At 38.0% G+C, this 12,760-nt stretch carries 10 protein-coding genes; all 10 read left to right on the forward strand.

Annotated elements, in window-relative coordinates:
* Positions 1–67: 67 nt before the first annotated feature.
* The 10 genes from U6A24_RS17705 to U6A24_RS17750 all read left to right on the forward strand — a co-directional run bounded on the left by U6A24_RS17705 (position 68) and on the right by U6A24_RS17750 (position 12,746).
* Positions 68–721, forward strand: coding sequence for a TetR/AcrR family transcriptional regulator (locus tag U6A24_RS17705; RefSeq protein WP_324181335.1), 654 nt, complete (start codon positions 68–70; stop codon positions 719–721).
* A 9-nt stretch (positions 722–730) separates the two neighbouring features.
* The gene (locus U6A24_RS17710) at positions 731–2,419 is read left to right on the forward strand and encodes an AMP-binding protein (protein ID WP_324181336.1); all 1,689 of its coding nucleotides are present in this window, start codon (positions 731–733) and stop codon (positions 2,417–2,419) included.
* Positions 2,416–3,207, forward strand: a complete 792-nt coding sequence (locus U6A24_RS17715; protein ID WP_324181337.1) for an SDR family NAD(P)-dependent oxidoreductase — start codon at positions 2,416–2,418, stop codon at positions 3,205–3,207. Before U6A24_RS17710 ends, U6A24_RS17715 begins: the two co-directional genes overlap by 4 nt.
* 3 nt (positions 3,208–3,210) lie before the next feature.
* Positions 3,211–4,812: an acyl-CoA carboxylase subunit beta gene (locus U6A24_RS17720; protein WP_324181338.1), complete on the forward strand. Its 1,602-nt coding sequence runs from the start codon at positions 3,211–3,213 to the stop codon at positions 4,810–4,812.
* A gap of 11 nt (positions 4,813–4,823) precedes the next feature.
* Entirely contained in the window at positions 4,824–6,809 is a 1,986-nt protein-coding gene (locus U6A24_RS17725) for an acetyl-CoA carboxylase biotin carboxylase subunit (protein WP_324181339.1), read from the forward strand.
* A gap of 2 nt (positions 6,810–6,811) precedes the next feature.
* A complete protein-coding gene (locus U6A24_RS17730; protein WP_324181340.1) occupies positions 6,812–7,630 on the forward strand; it encodes an enoyl-CoA hydratase-related protein in 819 nt (272 codons plus the stop codon).
* 145 nt (positions 7,631–7,775) lie between these two features.
* On the forward strand, positions 7,776–8,645 hold the full coding sequence (locus tag U6A24_RS17735; RefSeq protein ID WP_324181341.1) for a BKACE family enzyme: 870 nt from the start codon (positions 7,776–7,778) through the stop codon (positions 8,643–8,645).
* A 2-nt stretch (positions 8,646–8,647) separates the two neighbouring features.
* Entirely contained in the window at positions 8,648–9,454 is an 807-nt protein-coding gene (locus U6A24_RS17740) for an SDR family oxidoreductase (RefSeq protein ID WP_324181342.1), read from the forward strand.
* Between the two features lie 5 nt (positions 9,455–9,459).
* On the forward strand, positions 9,460–11,238 hold the full coding sequence (locus tag U6A24_RS17745) for an acyl-CoA dehydrogenase family protein (protein WP_324181343.1): 1,779 nt from the start codon (positions 9,460–9,462) through the stop codon (positions 11,236–11,238).
* A gap of 11 nt (positions 11,239–11,249) precedes the next feature.
* A complete protein-coding gene (locus tag U6A24_RS17750) occupies positions 11,250–12,746 on the forward strand; it encodes an acyl-CoA dehydrogenase family protein (protein WP_324181344.1) in 1,497 nt (498 codons plus the stop codon).
* Positions 12,747–12,760 lie beyond the last annotated feature (14 nt).

Below are 12,760 nucleotides of genomic sequence, written 5' to 3' on the forward strand. Positions count from 1 at the left end.
GTCATAAACGACTAAAAATATTGATATTACTATAAAATTTGTATATATTCGTTTAAAAAGGAATACCGTGGAAACAAAACAAAGAATACTTAATCAGGCACTCAAGGTGTTTAATAAGTCAGGTTATGGAGCTGTTAATTTGTTTGAGTTGGCAAAATCACTGGATATGAGTAGGGGCAATATGACCTATCATTTCAAAGACAAAGAAGCTTTACTTAAGGAATTGACCGATCAATTGTGGGATAAGTTAACTAATGGAATGGTCGCAAAAGGAATACCTTCTTTTCAGAACCTTCATCATGATGCACAATTGTATTATCGATTACAAAAAGAATACTCTTTTATTTTTCATGATAATCAAGTGTTGAAACATCCGTTGATAGCACCCAAAATGAAATCCTTATGCGATAAAATAATTAAAGATATCGAAACGGCTATTGCATTTTCCATTCAGCTTGGAAACATGAAAGAGGAACCAGTACCTGGCGTATATAATAACTTGGCTGTAACTTCTTGGATGATGATGTTCTTCTGGTCGTCACAACAAATGATTAGAGGAGATAAAACGAAGGAAGATGGAGAGAAAGTAATTTGGAGCCTTTTGCTTCCACATCTAACAGAAAAAGGCATGGCATCCTTCAAAAAATTCTTTGGAGAAGACTATTTGGCCGATATGGGAGAAAAATTTGACCAGAATATGGACTCCTATTTAACCTTTTAAAGTGATCACATGAGCGGCATAAGGATTCCAAATTACGATTCTCTTCCAGAATATTTTTATCATTGGGTAAAAGAGAAACCAAATTTTCCTTTTTTAAAACAACCTAAAGGAAACCAATGGAAGGTTCTGACTTTTCTTGATGCATACAACGAGGCATCAAAAATGACCCGTGCATTGCAAAAATTAGGGTTAAAAAAAGGAGATCACGTAGCAATTTATTCTAAAAATTGTTACCACTGGATACTTACCGATCTTGCTATTATGATAGGTGGTTTTGTGTCGGTACCCTTATATTATAACCTTTCGGCTACTCAATTGGGAGATGTGCTTCGGCAATCAGATTCAAAAGCCGTTTTTGTGGGTAAACTTGAAGATTGGTCTGATACACATGCAGAAAAAATTGACAATAATACCCAAATTATTAGTTTTCCGCATTATGAGGGTAATGTAAAGATTACTCAAGGACTTGCATGGGATAACCTAATTTCAGAAAACCAACCTTTAGATCAAGGGTATATTCCAGATCCTCAAGAATTGTGGACCATTATGTTTACCTCTGGCACTACCGGTACTCCAAAAGGAGTCATGCATATCCATAAGACTCCAGTACAAATTATAAAAGATGATAAAAAATACGATTGGATTGGAATAGCACATTATCCCGAGCCTAAATTGTTGTCGTATTTACCTTTAAACCATGTGGCAGAAAAAATAAGCGTTTATGCAGTTGCTCTTATGCAAGGGGGGACCATTTCTTTTGGGGAAAGTATTGAGACTTTTGCAAAGAATTTACAGGATACGCAACCCACTATTTTCTTTTCTGTGCCTAGAATATGGACTAAATTTTATTTAGGGGTAGCAAACAAACTGTCGCTCAAAAAACAAAAATTCTTATTCAAAATCCCGCTAATTTCAGGTTTCATTAAAAAGAAAATACGTTATGGCTTGGGCATGACCGATGCCAAGGTGGTAGCAACAGGTTCTGCAATTACTCCGGCATATTTAAAGGAATGGTATGCAAACCTGGGGATCCATCTTATCGAAGCCTATGGCATGACCGAAGTTTGTGGTTCGATTACCAATACACCTATGAAGGATGCTCCCAAAGATTCTGTAGGCAAAGTAGTTCCTGGTTGTGAGGTGAAAGTTGATCCTAAAACCAGCGAAGTTTTAATGAAATCCCCGTACATGATGACAGGGTATTACAAAGATCCTGAATTAACAGCCAAAGTTTTAAAAGATGGATGGCTTCATAGCGGCGATAAAGGAAGTTTTGATGAAAATGGATTTCTTAAGATTGTTGGACGCGTATCTGATGCTTTCAAAACAAGCAAGGGCAAGTTCATTACTCCAAACCCTATAGAAGAAAATATTGAAAAGAACGTCTTGGTAGAACAAGTTTGTATCGCTGGGCTTGGGATTCCACAACCAATTGCAATTATTAACCTTTCTGAAGTAGCGCAGTCCACTCCAAAAGAAGAAGTAGAATCTTCTCTTATAAGCACATTGGATTCACTTAATAAAGATCTTGCCAATTATACAAGGGTCTCTACTATAGTTATTGATCGTAAAATTTGGAACACCGAAAATGCACTGCTAACCCCTACACTTAAAATAAGACGGGGTGAAATAGATGTACAGTTTGGAGAATATTTTCTGGACTGGCACAATCGTAAAGAAAATATCATTTGGCTATGAGTAAAACCGTTTTAATAACAGGGGGTTCAAGCGGTATAGGCTATTCCGTTTCTCGATATTTTGCCAAAAATGGATACGATTTGATTTGGATCTCATTGTTGAAAGAAGAAATTGAGGAAGCCAAAAAACTATTGCAAAATGAAATTAGCAATTGTATAATCAATACTATGGTTCAGGATTTGTCGAAACCTGAAGCTGCTCAAAAAGTATATGATTGGATTGCGGTAAATAAATGGAAAGTTGATGTTGTAGTTAACAATGCGGGTTATGGAAACTACGGTTTTATTAATGAAATAGATTTAGATAAAGAGCTAAATATGATAAGTCTGAATCTGGTCAATGTGTATAAAATGACACGTCTTTTTTTACAGGATATGGTAAAACGTAATGCAGGTACGATTATAAATATAAGTTCTAATAGTTCTTTTCAACCGACTCCAAAATTAGGCACTTATGGTGCGACCAAGGCTTTTGTGAATCATTTTAGTCGAAGTTTAAATGAAGAACTGAAAATGCAAGGTTCTAAAGTTAAAGTGATCTGTGTTTGTCCTGCAGCAATTAAAGACACTAACTTCAAAAAAACCAATGGCATGGAGAAAGTAAAAACCTTCGACGGTTTGGCAACCACAACCGCAGAAGAGGTGGCAAAAGATATCTGGAAAGGATTTACAAAAGGAAAAAGTTTTATAGTAAGCGGATGGAAAATGAGGATGCTATACCGAATATCAGGGCTTATTCCATATAAAGTTGAACAATTTTTGGTAAGAAGAGAAACAAAAGAAATATAATAGATGAGAGCGTTGCAAAGCAAGATAAATACGGCGAGTGCTACTTTTAAGGAAAACAAAGAAGCGATGCAAGGTTTGGTTGAAGAACTAAACAAACATCTTCAAGAAAGTCGTTTTCAAGGGAAGGAAAAATCTATCGATAAAGCTCGTAAACGAGGTAAGCTTTTGGCGCGTGAACGTATCGAATTGGTCTTGGATAAAGACAGTCCGTTTCTAGAATTGCTACCGCTTGCTGGAATGCAAAACAAAAATGGTTTTGGTGCAGGAGGAACCAATGTTTCAGGTATTGGATTAGTGCATGGAAAACTATGCATGATCAATGCTAACGTTGGTACCCGTAAAGGCGGATCTGTAGATTATGCAACGGTTTTTAAAGGCTTCAGAATTGGCCAAATCACAAGAGAATGCAGGCTTCCCTCTATAAATTTGGTAGAAAGCGGTGGTGCCAACCTTCCAGAACAGGCAAAGATTTTTAATTACGGAGGAGAAGCCTTCAGAGAAATCACCAGAAGATCAGAATTAGGGATTCCCACCATATCTGTAGTATTCGGAAATGCTACTGCCGGAGGAGCCTATGTGCCAGGAATGTCAGACTACTCCATCTTTCAAAAACAAGCGGCAAAAGTGTTTCTTGCCGGACCACCTTTGGTAAAAATGGCTACTAATGAAATTGCTACCGATGAAGAGTTGGGTGGAGCCGAAATGCATAGCCGCACTTCTGGGGTATCCGATTACCTGGCCGAAGATGAATTGGATGCTATCCGAATAGCGAGAGAAATTATGGAGTTTATACCAGAATCCAACTCACATCTAGTTCCAGAAGCTCCAATTAAAGAGCCGCTTTTTTCTGCAGATGAGATCTTGGGTGTAGTGCCAGCAGATATTAAAACACCTTTTGATATTCGCGAACTGATCATGCGCATTACCGATGGATCCGAGTTTTCTGAATTTAAATCTGAATACGGAAACACCATGATTTGTGGCTGGGCCAAAATACATGGATATCCGGTAGGGATTTTAGGTAATAACGGAGTTATATTTTCAGAATCTGCCAATAAAGGCGCACAATTTATACAGCTATCAAATCAAAAAAACATTCCGCTACTATTTCTACAAAATACTACAGGATATATGGTGGGTAAAGAATACGAAGAAGGAGGAATTATTAAAAACGGTGCCAAACTTATCAATGCAGTTTCCAACAGTAAAGTACCATCGATCACGCTTATGGTGGGTTCTTCATTTGGTGCTGGTAATTATGGAATGAATGGAAGATCATATGAACCTAATTTCCTTTTTTCGTATCCCAATGCAAAAATCGGAGTGATGGGATCGCAGCAGCTGGCAGGGGTAATGAAAATCATTCAAAAAGCTTCGGCCAAAGCAAAAGGAATCCCGTATGATGAAGAACAAGCCAAAATGATTGAAAGCATGCTTATTGCTGAGGCAGAATCAAAGTCCTCGGCGTGGTACTCAACTTCAGAATTATGGGATGACGGGATTATTGACCCCAAAGAAACAAGAAATTATTTAGGATTTTCTTTAGCTGTACTATACAATCAAGAGATCAAAGGAACAACAAGTTATGGTGTCTGGAGACACTAAATAGAATGTTTATGAATGTAAAAAGTATCAATACTATACTCATAGCAAATCGTGGAGAAATTGCTTCCAGGATCATTCGCACGTGCAAAAAAATGGGAATAACCAGTGTGGCTGTATATTCTGAAGCCGATAAAAATGCACTCTTTGTAAAACAAGCTGATCTGGCAATTTATATCGGAGATCCTGAACCTGCAAAATCGTATTTGGATCAAGATAAAATTATTCAAGCAGCCAAAACAACAGGCGCAGATGCAATACATCCAGGTTATGGATTTTTATCTGAAAATGCCACTTTTGCTCAACGATGTAAGGACGAAGGGATTACTTTTATTGGACCCAAACCAGAGGCTATTGAAGCTATGGGGTCTAAATCCCGAGCAAAAGAGATTATGGAGCAATCGGGTGTTCCGGTGATACCCGGATATAGAGGAAAAGATCAATCCAATGCGACATTAAAAACTGAAGCGCTAAAAATTGGGTTTCCAGTACTGCTAAAAGCAACAGCCGGTGGTGGCGGGAAAGGAATGCGCATCGCTCATGAAGAAAAAGAGATCGAATTAGCAATTGCCTCGGCAAAACGAGAAGCAAAAAGTGCTTTTGGTGATGATGAGCTATTAATCGAAAAATATATCCAATCCGGAAGACATATCGAGTTTCAGATTTTTGGAGATCAACAAGGTAATGTGATTCATCTGTTGGAAAGAGAATGTTCAATTCAAAGGCGATATCAAAAAGTCATTGAAGAAAGCCCTTCGCCTGTAATGACCGAAGGGCTTAGAAAAAAAATGGGTGATGCTGCTGTCTTGGCCGCCAAAGCATTGAATTATGACAATGCAGGTACAGTAGAATTCATTTTTGACGAAAACTCTGGGGATTTTTATTTTCTTGAAGTAAATACCAGACTGCAAGTCGAGCATCCCGTTACCGAAGAGATTACAGGATTAGATCTGGTACAAATGCAAATAGAATCTGTACAAGGACTTCCATTACAAATCAAACAAGAGGATGTAAAAGGTGAAGGCTATGCAATCGAAGCGCGTTTATATGCCGAGGATGCAGCGAATGATTTTGCTCCGGCAACCGGAACGGTTTATAAATTTCAATACCCAGATGTTGAAGGTCTTCGTGTTGAATCTGCAATCGAATCCGGTTCACAGATTTCTATGTTTTACGATCCGATGATCGCCAAAATTATCGTAAAAGGAGCGAATAGACAGGTTGCTCATACAAAATTAAACTATGTACTTCAGCATTTAGTTTGCCAGGGAACAGTCACCAATTTACCTTTTCTAAAAGCCTTGTTAGCACATAAAGATTTCAAAAATGGGAAGTACGATACCCATTTTATTGATAATCACATCAACTTATCCGATATAAATAAATATTCAGACGATAGTATTGAAGAAGTGTTAATAGCAGCTACTTTGTACAGATGGAATCAAAGGGAGCAAACAAGAAAAATATTACGTAGCCTTCCTTCAGGGTGGAGAAACAATTTTTACGAATTTCAGAAAGAAATATTTGTTTTAGGAGATCAAACTTTCGAGGTTCAATACAGATTTGAGCAAGCTCATTTTTCATTTGCAATTCATCAAAAAGAGTTCAAAGCTTCTATTGTTGAAGCGGGTAAAAGTAGTATTCGTATTAATAGTAATGGTCTTCAAAAAGAATACGCCATCATTCAAGTGGGTCATGAAATTTTTGCACATACGGCCACTATCGGAAATTTAAAATTCATTCAGCAAGATCGTTTCCCGATAAAAGAAAAAGAAAAAGTGAATGGAGGCTACGAATCGCCAATACCTTCGCAAGTGGTCAAAATTAATATTGAGCCGGGAGATAAGGTCAAAGAAGGCGATCCGCTTATGGTAATTTCATCTATGAAAATGGAAAATATTCTAGTAGCCAATCAAGATGGCGTGGTAGAAGAAGTATATGTAGAAGAAGGTCATAATGTTGAGGCCGGATTTTTATTATTAAAAGTTAACGAACAATAATCATGGATTTTTTTGATAGTACATTGATTACAAAAGCACTCGATCAAAAATTTGCTTTTATCAAGCTTAAAGCTGAAGATCATGTGATGACTTTGACCCTTGATCGACCCGAAAAGAAAAATGCCATACATCCACATATGGTACAAGAAATGGCATTTGCTATGCAATTTGCAAAGCAGACCAATGATATCTGGGCCATTGTGATCAAAGCCAATGGCGATGTGTTTTGTGCAGGAGCCGATTTAAAGGCTTTTATGGGAATGGTCGGAGAATTTGATTCATCGATACCACAAGCCAAAGGAGAAGTTCTTATTGGAGAACTTTTTAATAAAGTCCATAAACCTATTATAACAAAAGTTGAAGGAAATGTGCTGGCAGGAGGCTTTTTCTTCCTGGCGGGAGCAAATTATGTGGTATGCACAGATGATGTAGTGCTAGGATTACCAGAGGTAAAAAGAGGACTCTTCCCTTTTCAAGTTATGGCAGCGTTGCTTGAGGTAATGCCAAAACGTATTGTGGTGGATTGGTGTATTAGAGGATATAATATGCCAGTACATAAGGCGAAAGATTATGGCTTGGTAACGCATGTAGTAACTTCTGAATCTATCGATACTACTGTGAATGAATTGCTAGATGATATTAAGGAAAATTCTCCAACGGCCATTAGGTTAGGACTTGAAGCGTTGGATACGATTAACCAACAGGCATCCAAACATCAATACTTAATGCAGATGTTGCAAAAAACAGTGGGTTCAAAAGATGGTCAGGAAGGTTTAATCGCCTTTAAACAAAAAAGAAAACCTGTTTGGAAAGGAGAATAACATGACAAGAGTATAAAATAATTTAAGTTATAAGAAAAGCCGTCAAATTGAGTGATTTTTCATAATGAAATGGAGAAAAATTGTATCGAAATTGGGCTTTTGGAAGAAAATCATTTTAAAAAAATAGAAACAAAATCAAAAACATATGGCTTTCAAAAAGATGATTCTGTCCGCAGCACTTACTGGTGCAGCTACCAATAGATCACATTGTCCTGATATTCCGTATACACCAGAGGAGTTAGGACTTGAAGCAAAAAGAGCTGTGGATGCTGGAGCCGCTATAGTACATATTCATGCACGTGAAGATAATGGAATGCCCAGCTGGAGAACCGAAGTGTTTGAACAAATCACTGAAGAAGTGCGTAAACATTGCCCCGATGTAATTATCAATTATTCTACAGGAGCCATCGGACTTTCTATCGAGGATAGACTTAAGCATTTACATGCTACAAAACCCGATATGGCGGCATTTAATATGGGGAGTATGAATTATGCTATTTTCTCAAAAAGTGTAAAGCAATTTATTTGGAACGGCGTGTTCGAAAACTCTTTTGATGATATGATCAAAGTGGTAAAAACCATGAACGAAAATGGTATCTGCCCAGAAATGGAGTGCTTCGATACAGGACATATCAGAAATGCTGAGCCCTTGCGCCAAATGGGATTGCTTCCGGATAATGCTTGTTACAGCCTGGTGATGGGAGTAATGGGAGGAATTCCGGCAACGCCAGAAAATTTAATTCATCAAATAAAGCAGATTCCCGAAGACGCTTTCTGGCAATCGATTGTGATTAGTCGTAAACAATGGCAACTTTCTGCTATTGCTGCTGCAATGGGAGGGAACTTCAGAGTAGGATTAGAAGATAATTTTTACCTACCCAATGGCGAAATGGCAAAATCCAATGGCGAATTAGTCGATGCCGGGGCGTCACTAGCCAGAATGATCGGACGTGAAATTGCAAGTATCGACGAAGCAAGAGAAATGTTGAACATTCCAAAAAAGGTAAACTCATAATTATGCTGAAATCAGACGCTTTTAAAGACAAAATAGTATTGGTAACTGGAGGAAGATCAGGAATCGGATTTCAGATCGCCAAAGATTTCCTTCAGCTAGGTGCCAATGTGATTATTTGTTCGCGTAAAGAAGATAAGTTGAAAATTGCGGCCGAGGAATTAAGCACTTATGGCGAACTTTCTTATCAAGCCTGCGATATCAGAAAAACTGAAGACGTTCAGGAACTAGCCCAGATGATCAAAGAAAAATATCAGCGCCTTGATATTTTGGTTAATAATGCCGGAGGCCAATTTCCGGCTTTAGCCGAATATATCAGTGATAAAGGATGGAATGCCGTGATCAACAATAACCTTAATGGTACATTTTTGATGATACGCGAGATGGCAAATGCTTTTTTCATTCCTCAAAAACAAGGAGTTATTGTCAATATTACGGCTGAGGTGTATCGCGGATTCCCAGGCATGGCTCATACAGGAGCAGCCAGAGCAGGAGTAGAAAATCTTACCAAGTCATTGGCAATGGAGTGGAGTGATTTCAATATCAGAATCAACTGTGTAGCCCCCGGAATTATTGAATCTAGCGGGTTAGATAATTACCCACCACAGATCCAGGATATGTTTGAAGAAGCTCAGAAAGCGATTCCGTTAAAACGATTCGGTAGAGTTGAAGATGTGTCGAATGCCGTACTGTTTTTGGCTAGCCCGATGGCGGCATATGTTACAGGAATTTCACTTATCGTAGATGGTGCTCAACACTTAGGATTCGATAAGATGGGCTTAGCGAGAGTGCTTAAATCATTTATCTCTTAAAACCTATGGAACCAAAACTAACGACAATAAAAGGTGGCGAGTTTTTACTAAAAACTGCGGATCCAGAGACTATTTTTACTCCCGAAGATTATACCGAGGAGCACCAAATGCTTCGAGAGGCTATTCGTGATTTTATCAATAAAGAAATAGAACCCCTTAAAGAAGAATTTGATAGTAAAGAAGGCACCAAAATAGCACCAGAAAAACTAGAAAAATTAGGCGAACTAGGATTTTTGGCCATCTCTGCACCCGAAAGTATTGGCGGTATGGGTTGTGATATCAAAACCGATCTCGCTGCTTCAGAGGTAATGTCTGATAGTTTTTCGTTTTCGCAAACCTTGGGTGTGCAACGAGGGTTGGGTGTCAATACCATCATGTTCTATGGTACCGATGCGCAAAAAGAAAAATATTTAGAAGGTATCATGTCCGGAAAACTGAAATGTTCCTACTGTTTAACCGAACCCGGGGCTGGCTCTGACGCCAATTCAGGAAAAACAAAAGCAATGCTAAGCGAAGATGGAAAGCATTATATCCTGAATGGTCAGAAAATGTGGATTACCAATGCGGGTTTTGCCGATATTTTTTCAGTATTCTGTAAAATAGAAGACGATGAAAACCTATCCTGTCTTGTAGTCGAAAAAGAGTGGGGCGTACAACCAGGCGTTGAAGAAAATAAATTAGGAATTCATGGATCTTCCACCCGACAAGTATTTTTTGAAAATGTAAAAGTTCCTGTAGAAAACCTTTTAGGAGAAAGAAATAAGGGATTTAAGATTGCAATGAATGCCTTGAATATGGGACGATTGATGATCGGCGTGGCAGGATCGGCTATCTCGAAACGAGCTTTTAACCTGGGAGTGCAATATGCCAATCAAAGAGTTCAATTTAAAAAAACCATTGCTTCTTTTGGAGCAATTCAGGAAAAAATAGCCAGAATGGCGATCAAAATCTATGCATTAGAGTCTGGTTGGAACCGTTTGGGGGGCGATATGGATCATTTGCTAGATGAATTTATAAGCGAAGGGTTGAATCCTTTAAAAGCAAAACAACAAGTGGCTCAAGAATTTGCTGCAGAGTGTTCGATTATAAAAGTGTTTGGATCTGAAATAGAACAATTTGTAGTCGATGAAGCATTGCAGATTCACGGAGGGATGGGTTTTTCTGGTGACAGCGAAATATCGATGCACTATCGTAATATAAGAGGAAATAGAATCTACGAAGGAACCAATGAAATTAATCGTCTCGTCATTCCTGGGACTATTTTAAAATATGCCTTGAAAGGAAAATTGCCTTTGATGCAAGTAGCTATTGAAGCTTTTCAGAATTTACAATCAGGAAAGTTGGTGCCTGCAGATAGCAATAAATCATTCAAAGAATTCGCTCTTGATTTTCTTAATAATTGTAAGCAGGCGGCCATACTGGCAAGTGGGAAAGCCATGCAAAAGTTTCAACAAGAGATACAGGAAGAACAGGAAGTGTTATCGCGTCTTTCAGACATCATTTCGCAGATATATATGTTGGAAACCGTAATCCTAAGAACACTTAAGTCTGACGAACAAAACAAAGAGCTTCGAGAAGCTATTTCGATAGTTTTTATGAACGAATCCGCTGATCTTATTAAGGTAGCGGTAAAAGAAATTATTTTTGCAGCAGCTGAAGGAGACACTGCGCTAATGACCGTTAAAGCTATTAATAAATTATTACAGCTTCCAGTAGAAAATCTTGTTGCACTGCGAAGAAACATTGCATCTCATTTTATTGGTGAAAACCGATATAACATCTAAAAAATCACACAATGAACAGCTATTATTTTGATGAAGGACATGAACTATTTCGAGATAGTCTACGCTCTTTTTTACAAAAGGAAGTCATCCCCAATATAGATCAGTGGGAAGAGGATCGACGTATTCCTAGAGGAGTATGGAAAAAAATGGGTGATATGGGATTTTTAGGACTTTCGTACCCTGAAGAGTTTGGTGGTGCTAATCAGGATTTCTTTTATGATGTTATCTTCTGCGAAGAAATTGCCAAGGTATTTTCAGGTGGATTTGCAATAACCCAGGCAGTTGTTCAGTATATGTCGGGACCATATATTCTGAAATATGGATCACAACAATTGAAAGAAAAATATTTGCCTGGTATCATTTCTGGTGAAAAAATAAGTTGCATTGGTATTTCTGAACCAACAGCAGGATCAGATGTTGCTAATATTAGAACCACGGCGATACTTGAGGGAGATCATTATATCCTTAACGGTTCTAAGACATTTATTACCAATGCCGTGTATGGTGATTTTGTCGTGTGTGTTGTAAAAACTGATCCCAAAGCTGGTCCTGCAGGGGTTAGTTTACTTATTGTTGATTTGGATAGAGAAGGAGTAAGTAAAACCAAATTAAAAAAACTAGGATGGCACGCCTCAGATACGGCAGAACTTGCTTTTGACAATGTAAAAATCCCTAAGGAAAACCTAATCGGAAACGAAGGACAAGGATTTTACTATTTGATGGGAGGCTTACAAGTAGAAAGGCTAGTGGGTGCCATTATGGGATACGCTGCCTGTGAAGTGGCTTTGGAATACACCTTGAAATATATGTCTGAACGATCCGCTTTTGGACGACCTATTAATAAATTTCAAGTGCTAAGACATCGTATGGCACAATTGGCTTCAGAAATAGAATCTTGCAAACAATTTGTATTATATTGTTCTAGGTTGAACAATGATGAAAAGTATGCTGTAAAAGAATGTTCGATGGCCAAATTGCTGGCAACAGAATTATCCGATAAAACCATGACCCAATGTCTTCAATCTTTTGGTGGATATGGGTATATCGAGGATTTTAAAATTGCCAGAATGTTTAGAGATAGTCGTATTGGAACAATAGGAGGAGGAACCTCGGAAATCATGAGAGAAATTATCGCTAAAATGATGATCGATGATGTTTCGTATAAACAAGCAGAGAAAAATAATTCAAATACAAATACAAATAACGTTATGAGTAACATAGACAGTATCCTGCAAACCATTCAGGAAAAAGCAGCAAAAGCTGATAGTTTAAACAATACTTTAAAATTCAATTTTGGAGAAGAGCAATTGTACATCGACGGTACAGGCGATACCAATGTTGTTTCTGCCGAAGATAAAGATGCAGACTGCCAGGTAGATGTGGGATTTGATGATTTTATGTCGTTAATTAAAGGAGAACTTAATCCGATGGCTGCTGTTATGGGTGGGAAAATAAAAATAAAAGGAGATATGGGAGTAGCAATGAAGCTACAATCGTTGTTTTCATAAACTAAATACAAATC

This window comes from Aquimarina gracilis, assembly GCF_035285365.1.
In the GTDB taxonomy this organism is placed as follows: domain Bacteria; phylum Bacteroidota; class Bacteroidia; order Flavobacteriales; family Flavobacteriaceae; genus Aquimarina; species Aquimarina gracilis.